The organism is Mesorhizobium sp. P160219, from assembly GCF_057786095.1.
This window is the reverse complement of record NZ_JBYNWG010000001.1, coordinates 4,007,580-4,030,388: the sequence shown is the minus strand read 5'-3', so window position 1 is coordinate 4,030,388 and position 22,809 is coordinate 4,007,580. Positions and strand designations below refer to the sequence as shown.

The window sequence follows — 22,809 nt, the reverse complement described above, 5'->3', positions numbered from 1 at the left end:
ATGGAGAAGGAAACCCGTAGCGCGATCGAGCGTGCCACCCAACGAGCGCGGCTGATACTAGAGGCAGACTTCGCAGAACAGCTGCAAGGCGACTATGACGTCATGGTCGACGGTCGTGTCGGCGAACGGCCAGGCGTTCATCTGACTGGCCAGCAGAAGGGTTTGCGCTCCAGGATCGTGGCTGCCCTCGAGCACAAACGCATGGCCGGTATGAAGCCCGCTGATGCTGTCGCCGACTACATCAGAGACGCGGCCTTCACTACGTTAAATCGCTTCGTCGCCCTCAAGATGCTTGAGGCCCGCAGGCTGGTCCAAGAGTGCATCACCAAGGGCGACGCGTCGTCCGGCTTTGTCAACGAGTATCTTGCATTCGCAACGGGGGCGAAGTTCGCTGATGGCAGTGGGTATCGGCTCTATATCGAGAGCATTTTCGACGAGCTCTCGACCGAGGTGAAGGTGCTGTTCGACCGGCGCGATGCCGCCTCGGCCCTTTGGCCCCGGCGCGCAGCATTTCTGGAGCTGCTCGACATCCTCAATGCATCGGCCCTGGCGGGGGTATGGGCTGAGGACGAGACCATCGGCTGGGTCTACCAGTACTTCAATGGCCAGGACGAGCGGCGGGCGATGCGCGACGCTAGCCAAGCGCCTCGCAACAGCCGCGAGCTGGCCGTGCGCAACCAATTTTTCACCCCTCGCTACGTAGTCCAGTTTCTCACTGACAACACCTTGGGTCGCATCTGGTACGAGATGCGGGGGGGCGAGACCGGCCTAGTTGAGATCTGCGAATACATGGTCCGCAGGCCGGATGAGGTCTGGATGCCGCGGGCGAACAAAGATCCGCGCGACCTGCGTGTGCTCGACCCCGCCTGCGGCTCGGGTCACTTCCTGCTCTATGCCTTCGATCTGCTGGTGACGATCTACCAGGAAGCCTGGTTCGATCCCGGCTCGCCGCCCAGCGACGTGACCGGAGCAACGTTGCGCGCCGACTACCCCGACCTGGATGCCCTAAAGCTGGCGATACCGGGGCTGATCCTGGCGCACAATCTGCACGGCGTGGACATCGACCCCCGCTGCGCCCAGATCGCCCAGCTGGCCCTGTGGATGCGAGCCCAGCGTGCCTTCCGTGAATTCGGCGTCGACCGTGCAGCCCGCAGGCCGATCCGACGCTCCAACATCGTCATCGCCGAACCCATGCCGGGCGAACAGGACCTGCGCGATGAGTTCCTCCGCGAGCTGAGGGAGGACCGGCTGGAGGGTCTGATGCGCCGGGCGCTGGACATCCCGGCGGGACGACCTGTGCACACGAATAGGGCGATGGCCGATAGCCTTGCTTCGTTGGTAGGAACCGTTTGGGACGACATGGCCTTAGCGGGCGACTTGGGCGTGTTGCTCAAGATCGAACGCACGCTGGCGCAGGCCATAGAAAAGGCGCGGGCAGAATGGGAGGCGGACATGCCCCTGTTCCGCATCTCTGAGTTCGGCTTAGTTGGCGACCGCCTGCGAACGGAAAGCGAGAAGGTGGTCCGGTTAGTCCCCGGCGAAGGGCTGGACTTCTGGGGAAAGGCGGAGCGGCTCGTGCTCCGTGCGCTGGAAGACTATGCCGACGCCGCCAGCGGAGCTGGTGTCACACGCCGGCGCCTGTTCGCGGACGATGCAGCGCATGGGTTTGCCCTGGCTGACCTGGCGTCCAAGAGGTTCGATGTCGTGCTGATGAATCCGCCTTTTGGCACGGGGAGCTTGAACGCGAAGAAGGTATTTGAGAGCGCCTATTCGAGATCCAAATCCAACCTCTTTGCAGCATTCGTCGAACGAGGCGTTCAGATGCTTGTTGGGCGTGGCCGGCTGGGTGCCATCACGTCTCGGTCCGGGTTCTTTAATTCTAGCCTTAAGCAATGGCGCGAGGAGGTCCTGCTAGCGGACGCTCCTCCAATAATCGTGGCTGATCTCGGCTATGGGGTCCTCGACGGAGCCAAAGTCGAGGCTGCAGCCTATTGCCTGGAGGCCGTCTGGTGACAATCTTTGTGCGCTTGCTTGACGTTGCATCTGAGAAAAAAGGGGCTGTTCTTCTAGAGAGCTTGAGGACCAGAGATGATCGAGTAGTTGACGTGTCCCCTTCCGAATTCGGCCGAATCCCGGGAGCGCCATTTGCCTATTGGGCCAGTACTGCCATTAGGCAGAGCTTCGAAAAATTCCCGCCGTTGGGGTCGAGCGGGCGCACTGCGCGCCAAGGATTGGCTACGGCTGACGACTTTAGATTTGTCCGCGCCTGGTGGGAGGTTGAGGCTCTGAATCTCAACCGCAGTTGGTATCCCATGGCAAAGGGTGGCGCTTACTCGCCGTATGCGTCAAATATATATCTAACTGTAAATTGGGCGCGCGGCGGCTACGAAATAACCAATTTTTATGATCCTATAACCGGAAAGCAAAATTCACGGCCTCAGGGCGTAGCTAGTTATTTCAAACCGGGAATTACGTGGCCTTCTCGCCCGTTTAAGCGGGGTGGATTTTCCTTGGTGGGTCCAGGAAGCATTTTTAGCCACACCGGAACGATGCTCTTTTGTGAGGATGACGCGGATCTGCCGGCTTTGACCGCAATTCTGAACTCTGACGCATATATTGGGCTTTTGCACCTCCTCCTGCCCAGAGGCGGCGAGGGCTCCGACCGCACGCTGCAATATGAAGTTGGGTATGTCTCGTCGGTACCGCTGCCAGATCTCTCCAAAGTGGACCGTGAGGCATTGGAGGGTGTATTCAAGAAAGCTTATGATGAGAAAAGGCGAATCCATAGCGCAACCGAGGTATCAAGGCTGTATTTGCTTCCAAAAGCTATTTCTGAGGCAAGAGGAAAGGCTCCGACGTACCAAAACGAGGCCGACCTGTCAGATAGACTTAATGACATCGCCTTTGGCATCTATGGATTTCTAGGCGAAGATCGCACAAATCTGGAGTCCTGGAGTAGAAGCGAGTCTGTTGAAATTGAGCTTGACGTAGAAGTAGAAACGAAAAGTGCTGTAGCCTCCCCTCAAAGCGATGACGGCGACGAAGTGAGCACTGACGGTGACCAGGAAGTTCTTTCCTGGACCATAGGGGTGGCTTTCGGCCGCTTCGACATCCGCCTCGCCACCGGCGAGCGCCCTACACCTCGGGAACCCGATCCCTTTGACCCGTTGCCGGCGAATAGTCCCGGCATGCTCCCCGTGGGCGATTTGCCATTCATCCCAACCTCAGGCGTCTTCGTTGATGATCCAGGCCATCCCGACGACCTCACCTCCCGGGTGACCGCCGTCTACGACCGCGTGGGTGAGACGCCGCCGGCGCCGGACAAGTTGCGACGAATCCTGGCAAAGGATTTCTTTCCCGCTCACATCCGCATGTATTCCAAGAGCCGCCGTAAGGCGCCGATCTACTGGCAGCTGGCGACACCCTCGACCGACTACTCGGTTTGGCTCTATGTTCACGCCTTCGGCAAGGACACGTTGTTCCGCATCAGGAACGACTATGTGGAACCCAAGCTGGCCCATGAGCGGCGCGAGTTGGAGTCCCTGCGCGCTGAGGCCGGGCTCATGCCGACCACCATCCAGAGTCGCGCCATCGAGAACCAGACGGCTTTCGTCGAGGAACTGTCGGCCCTGCTGGATGAGGTCAAGCGCGTCGCGCCCCTGTGGGACCCTGATCTCGATGACGGCGTAGTCGTTAACTTCAGCCCTCTCTGGCGTTTGGTCCCGCAGAACCGCGCTTGGCAGAAGGAGCTGCGCGCCACTTGGGCTTCGCTCATTTGCGGGGACTACGACTGGACCCATCTGGCGATGCGACTATGGCCCGAGAGGGTCGTGGCCAAATGCGCAGAAGACCGTAGCCTTGCAATCGCCCATGATCTGGAAGGCGTCTTGTGGGCCAAGGACGAAAACGGCAAATGGGAACCACGCACCTCGCCAGTTAGATCAGTCGGTGACCTGATCGCCGAACGCACCATCCCAGCCGTCAAAGAATCTCTCAAGAGCCTACTGCAAGCGCCGGAACCTATTCTGGTTACCAGAGGCGGTCGAAAATCCAAGGCGAGCTAGGAACATGGCGATGCATGCACTCCACGACTACATCGCCGGTCAGATTGGCGAGAAGATAAAGAACCGCCAAATCGTGGTGATGTACGATGAGCGGAAGGAATTCGTCCCGTTCTTCGACGAGATGGTCGAAGGCGCCAAGCAGGACGGTTTGCCGATCGGCGATTTCGGCGGCCGTCGAGCCAAGATAGTTCGCTTTAGCGGTTCCTTCCTGGAAGTGCGGTATGCTGTCGAGTCGATCACCGGTGGTGATAGCGTCGAGGATGTCGTGATCTATCTTCCAGGTGTCCGCAGGCACGAGAAGGGATCACTCCTGCTGGAGCTTGAGAAGACAGGGATGTACTACGCCCAACCACCTCTCCAACAGATGGCCCGCCTAACCCTGCGGAAACGATTTACCGACGTCGCCATCGACGATCTAGTGAAGAACGAGGCTCTTACCTACTCAGACTTCGCGAAACTGGCGAACGATTCCAGTACTGCGGAAGGGGCCTCAATTCTCAAGGGCATTTTCGGTCAATCCGAGTCTCTCCCGCTCATTGCAGCTTGGATTCTCGATGATCAACGCGACGAAGAAATCGAGCAGAAAGGCGCAGTTGAAGAATTTTGCCGCATTGTGAAAGGTAGGATCGGCCTCAGCCTCCCGGATGATGCAACCCTCGCTCGCCTGCGGAGCAACGTTGCCCGCTACGTGTTGGCGAACGAATTTCGTCTCGACCTGACTGGCGAAGCTCCCATCTCCTTGGGCACCGTCCCGGTTCCAGACACCGAGACCCAACGGAAGGCGGTCAGAAAGATTGCCGAGAGTCTGCGCGAGCTTAAGCACGCTGATGCCTATGAGACACTCGCCGACCAGGTCGAAAGCGAACTCGGTTTGGGTGAGCATAGCGCTCCGGGCGCAAACCTGGGTTCCATCGACACTTTTCGTTTTGAGGAGCGTTCTGTCGTTCGGGAGTGCTTCAGACTGATCGCCACGGGCAAGGCCGATGCCGCAAGGGAGATCTTGGGAACCAGATCGCAGAGCTTCTGGGTCGATCGAAGTGCCGCCAGGAAAGGTGTGTGGGAAGCATGCCGTCTCATGTTGGAGATGGAAGGGCTGGCATCCAGGGTCGAGGCGACGATCTCCAAGGCCAATGGGAAGCCCGAAAAGTGGGTTGATCGCTATACATCGGACCAAGGCGACGGAAGCGGCTGGTATCGCCTTGACCAAGCACAGCGCCAACTAGAGACCTTATTGGCCGCTATCGATGACGACGATCTCGATGAAAAAGCCATCGCCAAGATGCGGTCTGTGTACGATGGCGTTGCCCGCAAGATGGCTGAGGGTTTCGTAAAGGCTTATGCCAACGCGGGATGGACCGTGCCCGGCGTCGTGCATCAGACCGCGATCTGGTCCGACGTCGTTGCAAACCAGCATAAGCCGGTCGCCTACATCATCGTGGATGCCATGCGCTATGAGATCGGTGTGGAGCTGGCGGCACGCCTCGAGAAGCTAGGCGAGGTCAAGCTCGTACCGGCGATTGCTGCCATGCCGTCCATTACTCCCGTCGGGATGGCCGCGCTGCTTCCTGGTGCATCTTCCAGCTTTTCTGTAGTCGAAAAGAATGGGAAACTCGGCTCACAGATCGACGGCACCTTCATGCACAACCGGGAGGCACGCCTCAAGTATCTGCAGGCGAAAATACCGGGCGCTGTCACATTGAGATTGAGCGATGTCGTCACCTGGACGGTAGCCACGAAGAAGAAAGTCGCAGGCGCCCAGGTCGTGGTTGTGCTCTCTTCCGAGATCGATGAAGCAGGTGAATCGACCGAGAACCGTTACGCGCGCAGCATCATGGGCGGTGTAGTTGCGGATGTGGCCAGGGCTTTGCAAAAACTGGCCTCCGTCGGCATCGAGAATGCCGTCGTTACTGCCGACCACGGTCACTTGTTTTTCGGGTCCGAGCGCGAAGAGTCGATGCGTATCGACGGCCCTGCCGGGGGGCAGGTAGAACTCCATCGCCGCTGTTGGATCGGGCGCGGCGGCGCAACGCCTCCGGGAAGCATCCGTGTGACCGGCGTCAAACTCGGCTACGACTCTGATCTCGATGTGGTTGTCCCCGCGAGCGTGTCCGTATTTAAGGCCGGCGGAGATCTCGCCTACCATCATGGTGGGGCCTCACTCCAGGAGTTGGTGATCCCGCTTCTGACCGTTCGGATGACGGGCGATGGATCGCAGAAAGTTGAAAAGAACGCACTGTCAGTCAAGCTAGGATTCGACACGGTGACAAATCGTATCTTCTCGGTCGAGATCGCGTTGGGCGGAAGCAGTGGGGGGCTCTTTGCTGAGGCCAGAAGGGTTCGGCCTGTTGCCATCGCCGAGGGTAGAGAGGTCGCCTCGGCGAAGATGACCTCAACCGGTCCCATCGAAGATGGCGTGTTGGTCGTCGAGCCGGGAGCTCCGATCAACGTTGCCTTCCTTCTCATCAACGATGAAGCTGAGTCCTTGAAGATCCAGGTCCTCGATGCGGAAACGGACGCGGTGCTCTATACCTCGCCGGCCGCGATACCTGTCCGGCTCGGAGTTTAGATAATGAGTGTTCCAGTCCGCGACGAGCTTGACGATAAGGCCAACCGGCTGTTCGCGGGTAAGGTCGTCCGCAAGGACCTAGTGCGCAAGGTCAAGACCGGCGCCAACGTGCCAGTGTTTGTCTTGGAATTTCTGCTGGGAAAGTACTGCGCCTCATCGGACGAGATGGCGATTCAGATGGGGTTGGGTGTAGTCAACGATACCCTGGCCAACAACTACATCCGTGCCGACGAATCCATGAAGGCTCAGAGTAAGGTCAAGGAGAAGGGTCGTTGGACGTTCATCGACAAGGTGAAAGTCCGCCTGGTGGACTCCGACTATTGGGCGGAACTGAGCAATTTCGGGAACAAGTTCGTTCGCATTCCCACCGACTATATCCGCGACTACGAACGCCTATTAACCGGGGGTATCTGGGCGCAGGTGGAAATGCGCTTCGAGTACGACGAAGAAAACAAGGGGAAGAATCCATTCCGGATCGAGAAGCTGACCCCCATCCAGATCGCGGCCTTCGACCTGAATGAGTATCAGAGGATTCGAGCTGAGTTCACGACCGACGAGTGGATCGACCTGATCCTTCGGAGTATGGGCTACGAGCCGAGCGAGATGTCGCGCCGGCTCAAGCTCTTGTTTCTGACGCGTCTCGTTCCGCTTGCCGAGCGGAACTTCAACCTTGTCGAACTGGGTCCCCGCGGCACCGGCAAGAGCTACGTCACGCAGGAAGTCTCACCCTACACGGCCCTCATGACTGGCCCGACCACAGTGGCGAACCTGTTCGGCCACATGGGAGGTAAGTCCAAAGGTCTCGTGCAGATCTGGGACGTTGTCGGTTTCGACGAGGTGGCCGACCTCGAAAAGATGCCGAAAGAGGTCATCACTACGATGAAGACCTATTGCGAGTCCGGCACATATCAGCGCGGTCAGGAGGCGGCCACGGGCGAAGCAAGTATCGCCATGTTCGGCAACACCAACCAGCCGATCGACGTCATGGTGCAGACCGGCCACCTGTTCGAACCCATGCCGACGGTAATTCGCGACGACATGGCGTTCATTGATCGACTGCACTTTTATCTCCCTGGATGGGAGATCCCAAAGATGCGGAATGATCTCTTTACGGACCATTATGGCTTCGTCGTGGACTACTTGGCCGAGGCACTCCGCGATCTGCGGAGGCATAACTTCACTGAGATCGTCGACCGCCACTTCACGATGGGTTCGCACCTTGTCACCCGTGATCGCAAGGCGGTCAAGAAAACGGTCTCTGGCCTGATGAAGATCATTCATCCGCACGGCAAAGCAGCGAAGGCGGATATCGCTGAGCTTCTCGACTTCGCGATGGAGGGCCGACGCCGGGTCAAGGAGCAGCTCAAGAAGATGGGCTCTTTCGAGTACTACCACACGTCTTTCAGCTACAGCGACATCGAGACGGGCGAAGAGCGGTTCGTCGGCGTCCCCGAACAGGGCGGCAAGAACATGATTTCCTCCGATCCCCTTGCGCCCGGAAGCGTCTATAGCGCTTCCGTTGGCGCTGATGGCACGGTCGGCATGTTCAGGATCGAGGTCTCCCTTTCCACGGGTTCAGGTAAGCTCAAAATGGCCGGAGGCATCAACGGTGCGACTAAGGAGTCGATCAATCGAGCCTTCAGCTACATGCTCACCCGCAAGGGCGAACTCGCGATTGCTCGGGAAATGGATGAATCCGATTTGCATGTGGAAGTCATCGACCTGATGCACAATCGCGCAGAGGGTGAGATCGGCCTCGCATTCTTCGTCGCTGCTTTTTCCGCGCTCAAGAAGGCACCGGCCGTTGCCGCGACACTCATAATGGGCGATCTCAGCGTGCAGGGAAACATCAAGGGCGTACGGTCGCTGGTCGAACCGCTTCAGGTTGGAATGGATAACGGCGCCAAGCGTGCCCTTATACCGATAGAAAACAAGCGTAGCTTTATGGAAGTGACGGCTGACGTCATGGAGCACGTCGATCCAGTGTTCTTCGGGGATCCAAAGACGGCGGCTCTCAAGGCATTGGGTTTGAACTGAAGCCTTGAGCCTATCAGAATCATAACAGCACCTGTAGCAGAGAGTTGTAAATACACCAGAGACAGAATTGCGTGCCTAAAGCTTCCAACAATCAGCCAAGCTAATGGCAATGGGAATTGGTTGGCAGCGTTAGTGTTCATCATGAACAGAGCGTACAACACAGCCCGCCGGGTCAGTCGGTCGAACTCACTTACATCATAGCGCCAGTGAATTTAACTGGTGTGGCCCATCCATCGACCTAACGTCATCGCGAACGCTTGCTGGAAATCGAAAGCCTCGCGCTCCGGGATCATCCCCGAAAGCCTTGCAGACGATCGGGAAAAGCTGGAGGAGACGCTGGCGGCGTTCGGACTACCTGAGACGTTCGACCTCAACTCCTACGAGAACCTGCTGCCCGCGTGCGGGCGGTGCAACGCCAAGAAGCTCGCGCATGTGTTCGAACCAGGACTGCTAATCAAGCTGGCGCTGGACGAAGCCAAAAAGAAGGCGAGGGTCGTTCGCTCTGTCATCGAGCAAGCCATCAAAGACCGGCGGTTGTCCGAGAGCCTAAACCTCGTAGAACGGGCAATCGACAACTAACAGGTCACGCCTGCGATGATACGCAAATTAGAGGAGCTTGCTGCACGCGCTAAGGAGGCGCAGTGGCAGATCAATCTTGAATTCCAGATCGAAGGTCCACGCAGCGAATTCCCTGAGACATCAAGAGACACGCGAAGGATCGCTGCAGCGGTACGATTGCTAAAAGCCTTCCGCGAAATAAGCATGCACCGCGAACGGGACGGCCTGGTTTACCGGATCGCCGAGACGGAAGAGCCCTGACGTCCTAACTGGCTGGTACGGCGAGATAGCTGACTACAACCTGGGCGATGCCAACCTGGATAAGAACGCGGGTCAATACGCCAAGGATGGTCTGCAACCGGGCATTCTGCTTGAACCGCCTCTCCTCCAGCTCGTAAGCAATCAGCCCGGAGATGCTGCTGGACGACAGTCGATAGTTACACCTCCCTGGGCCAACTCGCCGGACTGCTCAAGGGATGCGAGGATGAGCCCGTAATAGTTCGTGGTGGCTTCGCGCTCTGAGTGCCGGAAGCTGCGGAGGGAATAAAGTTTCCATATCAAATGTGTCCGATCGGGCGTTAAGCCGCTCTTCTCGATCGTGTTCGAGACGAAGTACCGGAGGACATCAATGCGCCCCTGTCGCACTAGCGGCTATCGGCGCAAGGATCCGCTACACCGGTCATTCCACATATACTCCGTGGCTCCCGACAACGGTCTCAGTGTGAAATTGGGTTTTCACACTGTCGGACTTTCCAAGGATACTACCGTCAGCTTTTTTTCACCGAAACCGGTAGCTCTTGGTAGATCGCCAGTAGCGGACACTCATGCCGATCTCTCGCGTTTTACAAGGAACTTTGGCCGCGAGTTCAAGCTTGAGGCAGTGAGGCAGGTGAAAGGGTCGAGGCGTGGGGATGGCGCAGGCGGCCCGCGACCCTCGATCTCCACGAGAACGCGCTGCGCAAATGGACGCGTGATCTATCGGCCGATCCGCAGCATGCTCCCGGTCACGGACAGATCAAACCGGAGCAGTCGACCAAGCATCAATTCCATATCCATTCTCTACTGGTAGGCTTGCGCCTGATGCCCCAAGGCTGCATATTGTCTGCAATCGGGGTGTACAGGCATGCCTCTTCGTGTCCAGACATACTTTTATTCTGTCAACCTCTTCATGCTCGTGATGGTTTCGGGAATTAGCTCCGGTGCTGAGCCTTCTGAAATCCATTACAAAGCTCCCATCCGCTGTGAAGGTGATCACCCGGCGGCATCCTGTGGAACACCTGTATTGTTGAGCGAAGTAGAGTCAAGCGCGGCGAATCTGTCGCGTGACATCGCAACTTGCGGGAAAAATCCTGAACAATGTAGCACCCTCAGGATCAGTCAGCGACTTGCCGACCCAAGTTTTTCTTGCGACGGCGACTATCTCGATGATGACGAATGGTTGCCATCTTCGATGGACGAAATCAAGGCCAAGTATGGAGAGGCGCTCAATGGCGTTCCGGTTGAAGGTCGGATACTGGTCGAAGCTTCCGATAGTCCGCCTAACGAAACGCACTTCGCCTCGTGCTCAGTGAGTACCGTTGACGGCAGGTCTGGACCTCCCCACGAATGCGTTACGGTCGCCGTTGTAACAGCGAATAGGGTGTATCGTCGTACCAGCGGCCGCGATGGGAAATCCTCCAACAACTACATCAATCTCTGCAATGTTTCTGCGAGTTTTTCTCCGTCTGGGAGAATAGATATTGAGTATAACATAGTCACGCAAAAAAGTATTGTTGGCTTTGCGGATGCGGTACAAACGTTGCTAGTTGATGATTTTGCTCTGGCTGTCAGTCGCCGCGAAGTGTCAAATAATATTCCCTATATTGACATTAGATCAACATCTGGCCTTCGGGATTCGACAATACTTCCGACGTGGAGAGAAGCGCTTGATCTCGATGTGAATATTGCGCAAACGGAAGATAACAGTATCCAGTTGAGGGCCAGCACGAACCCACTTATCTGCAAAACGGCTTCGTCGAAGATCTTCGAGTATCGGGGTTTGGATGACGGGCAACGAGACGCGTATGCGACCGTTTTCAATAGCCGTATCAAAAGAGCCATTGTCGCTGCATGTGGGCAAGTTACAAGCGCCGACGACCATACCATCGTGTGCCAGTGACGGGGGACGAAAATGACAGTAGCCGATGCTAGAAAATGGTTGATTTTGGCGAGTCTTATCGTCACCGGCGTCCAGATTTTCTTTTTGCTGGTGGCCCCGGCAATCGGAGTACCGCTCGAGTTCAAACAGAGCATAAATCTCTTGCAGATCGTGACGCCCGTTTTCCTTGGATATCTGGGATCCGCAGCCCACTTCGCTTTTATGACACCTCCGCCGCCGGTAACGGCGGATAACGACCTCTTGCGCTACCTTGTGAAGGGCCCGATCTTGATTTATGCCATCGCCATGGTAGCGGCGTTCGGGGCTTTCACGTATTCGAACCGCCCGGGTGTCATGCTGGGTACAGGCATGTCTATCGACGACTTATCGACAGCGGTCTCGATATGCCTTGGGATCCTGGCTGCTGTTACCGGCGTCCTCGTCACCTATCTTTTCGCTGTTCAACGTCGAAAGGAGGCAGAGGCCGAGAACCGAAATCTCGTTGGGGGCACTCCACTAGCCCCGCCGCCGGTTACGCAAAGTGCGCAAGGCTAGGCTCAAACTTGGCCCTACCCAAAATGCTGGAGTGGCTGCGGACTGTATTCCCACCTTCGGTTATTTTGGCACAATCTTCTGTCAGAAGAAATTTAGGTTGAACTGAAATCGAAAACGGATGAATACTACACCTATCCACGAGGATCAGGTCATGGACTTCATCGAACAAATATTCGGAATATCCCCCGACGGCGGTTCCGGCTCCTTCGAGGCGGCGCTGATTATGGTTCCTATCGTGATCGCGGGCCTTGTGCTGGTGGCATGGAAGCGCGCAAGGTCCGGCTGAGGCGCTTCGAATAGACGCCGCGGTCCAGCCGCCCCAGGGCGCTATCGGCCACTCCAACGAACAGGAGGTCCGCGATGCCTAACAAGGGTTCGAAGGATTCAAAAGGCGATCCGGGCAAGGCGCGCGACGACGGCAAGCCGGGGACGAGCAAGCCCGAGCGGTTGCGTCCACAGGGCGAGCATCAAGTGCCGTTGCAGCCGATGCCTCCGCCGCCGAGCGAAGAGCGATCCATTCATCAGCGCCGTCCGCTGCCGCCGGTTCCGGAAAAGAAAGCCTGAACGGAGAGGGCCAGCACCGAATAGCTCCCGCGAGATTAACGAGCCGCCGAATGGAGGAACGAGATGGCCAAGGCAAGCAGCAGCCGCAGAGGTTCAGGCAGAGGCACGCGTGCCGCCAAGGCCGGCCGATTGCCGGTTCAGGCGGTTCCGCTACTTGAGACCCCGCCCGCAATCGAGAGGCCGAAGCGGATTCACCCCCGGCATCTGCTGCCGCTGATCAGCGAGGGGGTTGAGCGCGACGTTCACAGTGTCTCGAAGGAGATCCGGCTGGCCCCTGCCTCCATGGCGGCGCGCGCCGCAGGCGACGAGATAGCGCTGTGGCGCAACACCGAGCTGACCGGCCCGGTGACCAACAGCACCGCATCCAACGTCGGCGAGCCGAGCTGCGCGATCAACGGCGACATCGTGCTCTACACCGGCAACTGGTACGCAGCGGTTTCCACCGACGGCGGCGCGACTTTCCAATACATGAACCCGGAAAACGCGTTCCCGCGGCCGGACCCCAAGATTCGCTTCTGCTGCGACCAGGTGGTCCAGTACGTAGCTGAGCTCGATATGTTCGTATGGCTGCTGCAGTATGGTCCTGAATCGGGCGACAATATCCAGCGGCTGGCCTTCGCCAAAACAGCTGATGTCGCGAAGGGCCGCTGGAAGGTGTTTGACATAACCACCGCCATGCTCGGCGTGCCCGGCGCTTTCCTGGACTTTCCCGACCTCGCCGTCGGCCAGAACTTTCTCTATATGACCACCAATATCTTCGCGGGCAATAATGTCGGCTCGGCGGTCGTGCGCATCAGCCTGGCCAGCATCCGTGCCGGCAATCCGACAGAAACCCATTTCGTCTCAATGGAGTTGCAGAGCTTCCGCGTTGCGCAAAACACTAGCAATGTCGGCTATTTCGCCGCTCACCAGGATACAAGCACGCTCGCCGTGTTTGCGTGGCCGGAGAATGCGGCGGCTCCCACCAAGACGCAGGTTGCCGTAGCGCGCTGGCTGGGCGGGAACGGCTACATCTCGCGCACACCGGACAACCGCAGATGGCTGGATCGTGCCGACCCCCGCATCACGGGCGCCACGCGTTCCGGCAACGAGCTGTGGTTTGCATGGAGCGTCGATGCCCGGTCCAATCGAAGGGCGCGACCGTTCATCCAGATGGCCCGGATTGGCCTTCCCGGCTTTAGCCTGATCGACAACGTCAACGTGTTTGATCCCGACGCCGCCACCTGCTACGGCGCGCTGTCGACCAACGTAGACGGCGAGATCGGCATCTCCTACATGATCGGCGGCGCTCAGCAGTTCCCGAGCCATGTCGTGGGATTGCTCACCGGTTCCGAAAAACACCTCATCGTCGCCAACGGCGAGCGCAGCCCGATCGGCGATCCCTCGACCGGCAAGGGAGAATGGGGAGACTATCTGACGGTGCGGCCGGTGCATCCCGGCGGCAAGCTGTTTGCGGCCACCGGCTACACGATGAAGGGGCCGGGCAATGGATCGAACCGCGACGTCACCCCGCGCTTCGTGACGTTCGGGCGCGCGCGCGATGGCGCAGGAGGCATGGGCATGCCGCCGATGCCGCCACCGCCCCCGCCGCCCCCGGCGCTGCCACCTCCAGGGATCGACGACCTCAAGGCGCCGTTCGGTGACGTCAACACGCTCGCCGCGGTACCGGCGGCGGTCGCGGTGGCGGTCAAGGCGGCGTGCGTCGCAGAGGGGCAACAGGCCATGTCGGCCGACCAAGAGATGGTAGTCGGACTGAAGATGGTCACCAAGCCCGGCGTGGAGCGCTGGTCGATCAAGACCGGCACCGATCGCGACATCGCGCTTGTCGGTAAGAATGTCATCGGCGGCCAGAAGCTCGCCACCGGCATCGTCGAGACGACTATCGAGGAACTCAACTTGATTGGCCGGCCGGCGGACATGCGTCCGCCGACCATGCTCTTCCCGCGTTACCAGGAACGTCGGCGCGGGCCGGTGGAGTTCACGGTGTGGCGCATCGAATGCGACGTGATCGGCGTCAAGCTGGAAAAGGACGGGGATTATCACTTGGTCCTGCAAGGGGCGAGCGGCAAGATGATGGTCGGCGAAGTTCCGACGCCGAGTCCGCCCTTTATCGACTCGACCGCGCCGTGGCTGCAGAACATCAAGGACGTCAGGCGGGCGGTTGACGACAAGCTGATCGCGCCGCTGTCACCGCACGACTTCGTGCAACTCAATGACACGCTGGTGCCGCGGAACGCTGTCAGCGACGATCAATTCCTGATGCTGCCGATGGCCATGGAGAGGCTGCCGGTCTCGTTCCGCACGCCGCTGGACGATGTCCTGGAGATGCCGACCTTCGAGGCGAAGGTGAAGCCGACCTCCGCGCGCATAACCGGCGTCGGGTTGTTTGACCGCATCCATGGCGCCACCGGTGCCTCGCCCCTTAACGGCATCGAGTTGCATCCGATTCTGAAAATCGAGTGGCTTTAGGCGAGAAAGTCACTGGCGCGGCATGCCAGGGCGCTGCTTAGGCGGGCGGCGCCTCGTTGCGGACTAGATTTGTCCTGCTTGTGATCACACTCTGATGAGCGAGGTACGAGACTTCACCGCGGTAAGTCCTGGGATCACTCGCGCCCTCGCCTGACGTCTCACACAATGCCTCGATTGTGCGGCAAGATGTCTCAACCAGACTGATTGCGTCGAGCCACTATAATCCCTGCTTTGCGATCGCCTGGTTGACATTCTGCGCAAAGGTCGGATCGTCGCGGTACTCAACGCTCTGCCTGAGCGCCAGAAGCACCTGTTGCTGTACAGGATCTTTCAAGGCCCCAGATGCCATACGGGTGAACGCCACCGCGACATAGAGGTTGACCCGATAGCGTCGTTCCGGATCCTCTTTCTGAGGGATGATCGCATCGACAACGGCTTTCACGAGTGTCGCTCGGCCGGGTTCATCGGATTTGTCATAGAGCATCGCTAGATGAGTGGCATACTCTCGCCGCTGATCGCTGAACAATCGCTGTCGGATCCGGTCTGTGGTCAGATCGGCTATCGTCTCCGGGAAGAGAGGCGCAACGTCCTGCTCGCCGGTAAACGCGGCGGGCAGCTCGGCAATACACCTCTTGAAGCTCGCCTCATTGAAGCTACGCAGGGTCAGTAGCTGACCGTTTGTCCGCTTGCCGAGGGCATCCTTTATGCGGTCGAGTAATCGCGCGGTATTCTCGACATCCGACTGGGCCTTGAGCTCCCTTTCTTTCAACTCGACCAGTTTTTGGATCCAGGCCGCGGTATCGCTGAAAGCATAGCCCGCTACTTGCCGGGTCACCTGCAGCAGATTGTACTGGCCGTCCGCGCCTACGTCAGGCGTATTGGCAAGAAAGGCGATTACATAACATACGTTGGTATTGTCGACTACGTTGCCAAGGACCAATGTTGCCGGGCTACGGGTCTCCGACCTCAACCCGGCGGCGAGTGGAATGAGTCCGCGCACGATGTCGTCGTCATTCTTCGACTCCCTGAACCGGCGGATGTCGTCCGGTGTACGGATCCAGTCATTAAGGGCATTGAGGTGCGATACAAGCGCCAGGTTAAGTCCGCCGCTAGTGCTCTCTTTGTCGATTTCCTTAAAGGTGGTCAACCAGCCTGCAAGCGCCTCGTCCGAGAGCGGCGGCTGGCCGCTCACCGTCTGCCCGCGCGCAAGACCTGCGCACAGCATCAGCGCCATCGACAGGCAGATCGCTGTCTCTCGGATCTTCATCGTGGTACCACCGGGTCCTCGCTTTGAACCACCAGCGATTGAGCACTAAGTACCGCGCGAATAACGACGCGGGGCACTCGATTGACGTCGACCGCATCCCTTACCGTGATGATGAAAAGACAGGAATCCTGCGACACACGAACGAGGCATTGGTCGTTTTTCTCGTCGCTGCCGGCAAGGTCGCGGAAGCTGAAGTAGCTAAGGTCGGCTGCGTACTTGGTATTACCCTGTTCAGCCGAGGCTCCGTGGAGCTTGATTCTGCCACTATCCCCCAGGTCACGGTCGAATACAATGAACTCCAACCCGCTGTCGTCCGCTTTGCCGTAAGCGCGCTCGCCAAGCCCGGTCTCGAGATAGGCGCTCTGGACAATTTTTCGCAGCGTTTCATCCGTCAACTCCGACCGGCCCGGCTCCGGCGCCTTGAGAGCGACATTGTCAAGCACGTTGGGATCGGTGCATTCGCTCACCGCAGCATCGCAGAACTCAAGCCTCACCCTGGTGTATTGATCATAGTCCCGGAAGACTTGCCGAATTTGATTCTGGTAGGTGATCACCCCCCAACCGAAGAATGCCGTGAGCACAGCCGCGCCGCCCGCGACCACCAGGTTCGCTGCGCCGGGAGAGATCGCTGTCGGAAGCGCACCTGGCGGTGGGTCGGGTGCCTTGGGCTGAGGAGCCTCGTCCCCCTCAGCGGGTTCCACAAGCTTTTTCGCAGAAGGCTTTTCCTCCTGGCGAGCCTGAAGCAACCGCGCCGCCAGTTCCGGGTTCGGTCCAAAGGTTCCGATAGCCTGCGATCCTGTGCCATATAACAGGATCGCCACGCCCAGCATTGCCACAAGGAACGTCAGCGAAGTGTTCAGCCCTTCTTGCGACGTTAAAAAGGCCAGAGCGAGAAGAAGACATCCAAAGAAGAAATAGAACGGCGGAGACTGCAATGCATCGAACGCCACGTTCCACCATCCCGGTCCCCGCGTGACTGGGAGCAGTGCATTCGACTCCGACACGATAGCTTTCAGGACTTTCTGCGCCTCGACTGCACTGAGCGTCTTTTCATCGAGCGTGCGCACGAACTGCTGAATGTCGGCGCGTTCGTTATCAGAAACGCCGCCGAGCAGTACCGCCAGGGCACGTTCTCTTAAACGGTCGTAAGCCGCATTTTCGGCACTGTCGCCGTTGGCCACGTCGAGCCCCTCCTCAGCGGCCATGGTCGCAAGTCTCCTTCAATGGAAACATGCCCATGATGAGTATTCAATTGCTACTACGCCCATTTCCTGAACAATCACAGCATTTTTTAACTTAGTCTACGTTTTCCAGCCCCCTTCGAGATCGAAGCGCAGTCAACACGCTTCAGAACGCGCGTTTCTTCCATGTTGTGGGTTTGACGAACCGATGGCGGGCGTTACTGGCTAGGCGTTTCATCCGGACCGCGCTGTGTCGCAACCTATGCAGGTCTATAAGTTGCTCAAAGCAACCAAAGCGGCCAATGGAATGTGGTTGCTACTGTCAGCTCGGGTACGGGCGACAGGCACCGGTGCGACGCCCGAAGCTGGATGCGGTGGTCGCGGCGATCGATCGACGGATGAGGACCTGACAGTCCCGCGCAGGCAGTTCACATGGCTGGGTATGGGATGTTGATCTTAAGCCTTAACCGCGAAATGTATATGGTTTCCATGTTGGTTGATCGTAGTGTCATCGAAGGTGTGCGGGCTGCCGCCGTCGAAGTTGAAACGGTTTGTCTTGAAACCAATCTTGCGAGAATCGAAGATAATCTCATCGATCCCGAAGTGATCGACGACTGATTGTATTGCAACCTTTGGCAGCAGCTTCCCGGCAACATCCTCATTGCCAATGTCCACGGCTTGCCCCGTTTGATGGAAGCTGCCGCCGCCAGGGCGAACGATCGAACTTATTTCGATAAAGGTATCGACAACACTTGCCAGATGAAGCACCAGCCGCCGGAGGAGTGGAGTTGCAAAACCATCGTTTCCCGTCCCCAGGAGCATGCCCCGGAGCTTGTCTTTCGGAGGTTGGAAACGAACCTTGCTCTTGGCAATATGTTCCCGCAGAAGCTTGATTACATCTTCGTCGTCCGTCGGGACTGAAAGAGCGGCCATTGCGGAGCCATCGCCGTTGAATGCATGTCCCCTGCCCGCATGGAAGATCACGTAGGATCCCGTGGGCTTGTAGAGCGATCCGTCCAGTTTTTTCGGAAAACCATGATAGTGTACAGAGTTGGTATCGGGATTGCCGCCAATGAATGTCGGATGTGCCTTTACCTCTGGCCCCCAGTCCGGGTTTGATGCGTGAGGATTGAAGAAGTGCATGGCGCCCAAAACGACGCTGGAACCCCCCAAGGCGCGCCGTTTCAAATGCGCGTCGACTATGGCAGACACCTCCTCAGAATGTGGCAATTCGCGCCAGGTTTTGTGTGGCGTCTCCAACATTGGTGAAAACTGAGACTTCTCGTCAATGACCGCCTGGATGGTATTCTCGAATTCGGTGGAGTCATCGACAATCCGGTTGAAAACTGTATCGACGACTGCGCCCACCCCGTCGACAAGCACCTGTTCTCCAAACATCTTGAAGACCCCGACCTCCTTGCTGCACAAGCGACCCAGCGCATCGACGTCGTCAGGCTCGACCTTGATCACGACACCTTTGAAGTCGGCGGGAATATCATTGAAGCTGGCGTCGGAACTATCGGGCAGTTCGATCGAAAAATCGCGCAGGAGCGTCGCTGCCCGATCCAAACCAGCTTGCAGTGCAGCTCTGCAACGCTCCAGGAACGTGGACACGATCGCTTCAGCGCCCGCATTCATCGTCAGCAACCCACGATTGGCTAACACGTCTTGCAACTCGTCTGCGCTAAGGCCAAGCTTATCCAGAATGTCGCTGAGCTTCTTCTCCTGCGAGGAAGGCTCCCGCAGCGCAATCGCAGCCGTCACCCCAAAGATATGGGCCAGGTAGAGGTCGAGTGAGGTGACGAAGCGTTCCAGTTTTTTTGTTAGAACTTCGGAATCCTGGTTGCTCTTAAGTCCCACCGCCAGGGACTGCTGATCCGGGAAATTCAGTCCCGCTTCACGCAATCCCAGCTCCCGCCCGCGATCGCTTTCCGCGATCACTTTCCAGCTATCCTTCGTGAACCGATAGGGGGCAAACGCGCCCTTGTTGTCCACGTTCGCTGTTAGAACTCCGTTTCGCCAGTCGTCCCGGCTCTCCACATGGGCAACAGCCAATAAGTAGCCTGCATTCGTCTGGAGGTCCTTCGCAACAGCAACGCTTACGGCAGCGAGTTCCTTTTCTTCTATCGACCGGACGAGCGCCGTTTCACGCAGGTTATCCGGGCGCGTCCAACCTGCTGTACCAAGGTCGTCAACATTGATCCATTTCTTGCCGTCCGCAGAATTTGCCTCACCGAGCACCGTCAACTCCGTTTCGGCCAAAACGCGGTGGTCGGTAAGATCTCCACCAGGAGTCGATCTGAGAAAGAAGGCAAACTTTGCGATTGTCGTAGTCATGAACGTGCCCTCACTATCAGACCATAAGTCTTGTCATCCACTATGCCTGTAGTTGGAAGCTGATTTCTTTGCTGGAACGCTTTTATCGCCTCACGTAGATTTATTCCGAACTTGTCATCTTTTTCTATCTTTTCGACCAGCTCGGCGGAAATCTTCTCCTCATTCATTATTGCAATAAGATTTTCTTTGAACTCCCTGACGTTCTGAGCTTCTGGGAAGAGGAACATCTCAAACGTATGGCCATGCCACGTATTGCAAAGCGCCTGCGATCCCTTCGACAGAATAGCCAAGCGCTGATCTGGACCATTGATGGTTCTTGGGGCATCGCCGCTTGGTATGGTGACAGCGTTGCCCCAAGCAAGCTTGAACTGCGCGATCGCTAGCCTTGTTTTGCTCTCCAACCCTCCAAAGTTTCCATCATCCGGCACGCAAAGCGCCTGCTGAATGAGCTTGCCGTCCGAAAAGTCGATTTGCCTTTCGAAGTTAGTTATCGCGCCGCTGATTTTCGTGCTCCCTTTTGGTGTTACGACGACCGGCGCTTCGGGACTTTTTGGTACGAAGGTTGCTTGACCCCGCTCGTTCTCCCTTAGAGCAGCATTCGGAGAAACTTGCATACCACCCACCGTGAGAAGCTGCGGGGCAGCTAAGTTACTCGAGGTGTCGGCCACAAAGTCTGTGTTGTCGACGGCCTTGTCGATAAGCGACACGATCGTCGGCACGCGGCAAAGATCGAGGTATCCGGCGATCGCATTCATGGCCGACACCTGATTGGTGTACTCGCCGGCGCGTCTTATAGTCTGCTCTTTATAGGCAGACTGAGCCCGGTTCACCAGTTGAAGAACGCGTGATGGTCCAAGATCTACCAGACGAACGATTTGGTAGTTGTCTATCGTCGATTTGGCCAGACCAAGGGAAGCAGCGACATAACCTATGGCTTCCAATGATGTGCCTGCGATCGACATTATGGCCATGGCCGCCGTACCAACATCTGAGATCTGGTTGCGCGTAGCGCGCAAATTCCGCTCGGCAGCAAACAGGTTGCTCAAGAAGGGTTTGCAAAGGTCCTCGTCGACATAGTCGTAGCCCCCCAGGACCACCAGTTTCCATTCAGGCGATTCCAGACCCGGCCTTTCAGGGAGGCCTGAATACCGGGCTATCGAAGCTACCACGTCGGCCCTGTTGCTAGCTGCAGCCTTCACCCGATCGGCCCGCAGGACCATCGAAGAGTCAGGGTCAGTGGTACACGCGCTGGCAAAAATGATCGGGAGCACTGTCAAGATCGAACGAAGTCTTCGGGTGCGGTTGAGAATCCGTATCATTCCGTCCCTCTGTGGTCGCACATTAATCCGCAAGCAAATGCTTCGCCGCCGCTGGAAGATGACGAGGTAATAGCCATCACCGCGCCGATTCGATCCGCAATGCAACGCCCGGCGCTCTCTGTGCACAGGAAAGTACGACCCGGAACGATGATTAGAGTGCTGCGAGGGACTATAGTCGAGTAGATCCTGCTTAGTTTCGTTGCCCATGGGCCCGACCTCATTAGAGACACCGTGTTCGACACCAGCTCCCGCCGAGATATCGGCCATGTAAATCATGCCTTTAGACCATCGTTGACTGTGGGCAAATTGGTCGGCGACGATGAAGCTAGGGGGTGCGGAGCAGGTCGGTTTAGTCGTAGTGACTTGATTGATACGGCCCATGGTCATCGCGAACTCAGCCATCCCAGCCTGGCTCGGACTGGTGTGGCCTTACGCGGCGTTTGATGAAAACGCGGCCCGGTTACCGGGGCTGCATCATGGCGGTGCCAACTACGGTGCCATGTCATTCTGCGACTAACAGTGCTGAACGAGCCGGCGCTCTTAGATTGAGCCGGCTCTACGCGTTCTCGGTCCACCCAGTGCGGCGCGCTGCCCATGCCGCACCCGTCGGGTCATGGGGCTATTGGCTCGCACAGACCTAGCAACGACCCGCATGAAGACGCCTATCCCTAGACCCCTCCGCTACAAATGGAGAAAATGTTGGCGGTTCGCATAGACGCTTGGGATACGCCCTTTGCTCCAGACTATTTGTATAGCCCAAGTTCCTCAAACGAAGGCAGAGGTTGAGACATGTCCTTTGAGCTAACTACTGGCGAAGAAAAAATTAGCCTAAGTTTTGCATCCACCTTTTTTATTAGGTCGGAAGCATCAGTGGCGATTAGATCTGGCGAAGACATCGTAAGAAGTCGGAAGCTAGTCATGGCATCTCTCACCTTTGATTGATCGTTCGCTCGAACCGCTTCATTTACAAGCCGGTACGCGTCGCGGAGTTCACCAATTTCACCCCAGCGAGCCTGCTTCTCAACCGCCTCGATAGTGAAAACCAAATAGGGCCTATCTTCGTAGTGTTGACCATCTACCTTCAGTTTCCCGTCGTCTGGATCCAAGTCCATCTTTGCGCCCGCAAGCTCGCCTACCGAGGACGCGATCAAAGCATAGTGGCCCGGCTTTGGAACCTGGAACGTTCTATCCATGCCAATTTCCAGTTTTACAGATCCGACCTGCCTCGTCAGGGCACCTACCGCAGAACTAATGACTTCGATGAACGGCTTAGACGGTGTAACGAATGCTACGCCGACCTTGTCCGAGAGGGCGGTCATAGTTAAGAGGAACGGCCCAGCCAAGTCTTGTTCAACCACGGAAAATAGACCGATCTGCAGCCTTAGATCACCACCCCGCCAAGGCGTCGGACCAACAACCTGCCTATCAATCATCAAGATATTCGAAACGTTCTTTGGATCGAGCCCGAACAGCGCCGTGGGAGTGGTTGCACTTGCAAATTCTGTCGCTTCTTGGCCTGCGCCCGGGAGGTTTGCAAAGGTGTGCACTACTCCGTGCAGCTTGGCAACGCCTCTGCGCCGGAGCGGCAGACGAAGGGACTTCACTCTCACCGAAAGATAAGTTTCCTCGGGGACTAGCGATCGAAATTCCGGATCTCTCCCCCCCACGGTTAATGGAGGTGTCGAGATAAAGTCAACCGTTTCCTCTTTTGCCACTTTGCTGATCAAGTCGTTTAGCCATTGGGCTGTTGACACG

16 protein-coding genes and 1 pseudogene are annotated in these 22,809 nt (G+C 57.5%); 12 read left to right on the top strand and 5 right to left on the bottom strand.

Annotated features, from left to right (window positions below; all coding sequences use genetic code 11):
• The 12 genes and pseudogenes from AC3EMP_RS19480 to AC3EMP_RS19425 all read left to right on the top strand — a co-directional run bounded on the left by AC3EMP_RS19480 (nucleotide 1) and on the right by AC3EMP_RS19425 (nucleotide 14,950).
• Entirely contained in the window at nucleotides 1-2,013 is a 2,013-nt protein-coding gene (locus AC3EMP_RS19480; protein WP_352712518.1) for an Eco57I restriction-modification methylase domain-containing protein, read from the top strand.
• Nucleotides 2,010-4,064: a BREX-1 system adenine-specific DNA-methyltransferase PglX gene (locus tag AC3EMP_RS19475; RefSeq protein WP_352712520.1), complete on the top strand. Its 2,055-nt coding sequence runs from the start codon at nucleotides 2,010-2,012 to the stop codon at nucleotides 4,062-4,064. Before AC3EMP_RS19480 ends, AC3EMP_RS19475 begins: the two co-directional genes overlap by 4 nt.
• A gap of 10 nt (nucleotides 4,065-4,074) precedes the next feature.
• Nucleotides 4,075-6,630, top strand: coding sequence for a PglZ domain-containing protein (locus AC3EMP_RS19470; RefSeq protein ID WP_352712522.1), 2,556 nt, complete (start codon nucleotides 4,075-4,077; stop codon nucleotides 6,628-6,630).
• Between the two features lie 3 nt (nucleotides 6,631-6,633).
• Nucleotides 6,634-8,667: a protease Lon-related BREX system protein BrxL gene (gene brxL / locus AC3EMP_RS19465; RefSeq protein ID WP_352712524.1), complete on the top strand. Its 2,034-nt coding sequence runs from the start codon at nucleotides 6,634-6,636 to the stop codon at nucleotides 8,665-8,667.
• Between the two features lie 219 nt (nucleotides 8,668-8,886).
• Nucleotides 8,887-9,246, top strand: coding sequence for a hypothetical protein (locus tag AC3EMP_RS19460; RefSeq protein WP_352712526.1), 360 nt, complete (start codon nucleotides 8,887-8,889; stop codon nucleotides 9,244-9,246).
• Nucleotides 9,247-9,261: 15 nt separating this feature from the next.
• On the top strand, nucleotides 9,262-9,486 hold the full coding sequence (locus AC3EMP_RS19455) for a hypothetical protein (RefSeq protein ID WP_352712528.1): 225 nt from the start codon (nucleotides 9,262-9,264) through the stop codon (nucleotides 9,484-9,486).
• Nucleotides 9,487-10,105: 619 nt separating this feature from the next.
• A pseudogene (locus AC3EMP_RS19450) lies at nucleotides 10,106-10,254 on the top strand (transposase); the annotation flags it as partial.
• 94 nt (nucleotides 10,255-10,348) lie between these two features.
• Complete coding sequence (locus AC3EMP_RS19445; protein ID WP_352712530.1) at nucleotides 10,349-11,383, top strand: hypothetical protein; 1,035 nt, start codon at nucleotides 10,349-10,351, stop codon at nucleotides 11,381-11,383.
• Nucleotides 11,384-11,395: 12 nt separating this feature from the next.
• A complete protein-coding gene (locus AC3EMP_RS19440) occupies nucleotides 11,396-11,917 on the top strand; it encodes a hypothetical protein (RefSeq protein WP_352712532.1) in 522 nt (173 codons plus the stop codon).
• A gap of 151 nt (nucleotides 11,918-12,068) precedes the next feature.
• On the top strand, nucleotides 12,069-12,203 hold the full coding sequence (locus AC3EMP_RS19435) for a hypothetical protein (protein ID WP_352712533.1): 135 nt from the start codon (nucleotides 12,069-12,071) through the stop codon (nucleotides 12,201-12,203).
• Between the two features lie 74 nt (nucleotides 12,204-12,277).
• On the top strand, nucleotides 12,278-12,481 hold the full coding sequence (locus AC3EMP_RS19430) for a hypothetical protein (protein WP_352712535.1): 204 nt from the start codon (nucleotides 12,278-12,280) through the stop codon (nucleotides 12,479-12,481).
• Nucleotides 12,482-12,544: 63 nt separating this feature from the next.
• Complete coding sequence (locus AC3EMP_RS19425) at nucleotides 12,545-14,950, top strand: hypothetical protein (RefSeq protein ID WP_352712537.1); 2,406 nt, start codon at nucleotides 12,545-12,547, stop codon at nucleotides 14,948-14,950.
• Nucleotides 14,951-15,167: 217 nt separating this feature from the next.
• On the opposite strand, the gene AC3EMP_RS19420 is transcribed toward AC3EMP_RS19425, so the two are convergent.
• From AC3EMP_RS19420 to AC3EMP_RS19400, 5 genes are all read right to left on the bottom strand, one after another.
• Complete coding sequence (locus AC3EMP_RS19420) at nucleotides 15,168-16,217, bottom strand: hypothetical protein (RefSeq protein ID WP_352712538.1); 1,050 nt, start codon at nucleotides 16,215-16,217, stop codon at nucleotides 15,168-15,170.
• Nucleotides 16,214-17,422: a hypothetical protein gene (locus AC3EMP_RS19415; RefSeq protein ID WP_352712540.1), complete on the bottom strand. Its 1,209-nt coding sequence runs from the start codon at nucleotides 17,420-17,422 to the stop codon at nucleotides 16,214-16,216. The genes AC3EMP_RS19420 and AC3EMP_RS19415 overlap by 4 nt, the downstream gene beginning before the upstream one ends.
• Nucleotides 17,423-17,854: 432 nt before the next feature.
• Complete coding sequence (locus AC3EMP_RS19410; RefSeq protein ID WP_352712542.1) at nucleotides 17,855-19,735, bottom strand: cell wall hydrolase; 1,881 nt, start codon at nucleotides 19,733-19,735, stop codon at nucleotides 17,855-17,857.
• The gene (locus AC3EMP_RS19405; RefSeq protein WP_352712544.1) at nucleotides 19,732-21,054 is read right to left on the bottom strand and encodes a peptidoglycan-binding domain-containing protein; all 1,323 of its coding nucleotides are present in this window, start codon (nucleotides 21,052-21,054) and stop codon (nucleotides 19,732-19,734) included. Before AC3EMP_RS19405 ends, AC3EMP_RS19410 begins: the two co-directional genes overlap by 4 nt.
• 743 nt (nucleotides 21,055-21,797) lie before the next feature.
• Nucleotides 21,798-22,808, bottom strand: coding sequence for a hypothetical protein (locus AC3EMP_RS19400; RefSeq protein ID WP_352712546.1), 1,011 nt, complete (start codon nucleotides 22,806-22,808; stop codon nucleotides 21,798-21,800).
• Nucleotide 22,809 lies beyond the last annotated feature (1 nt).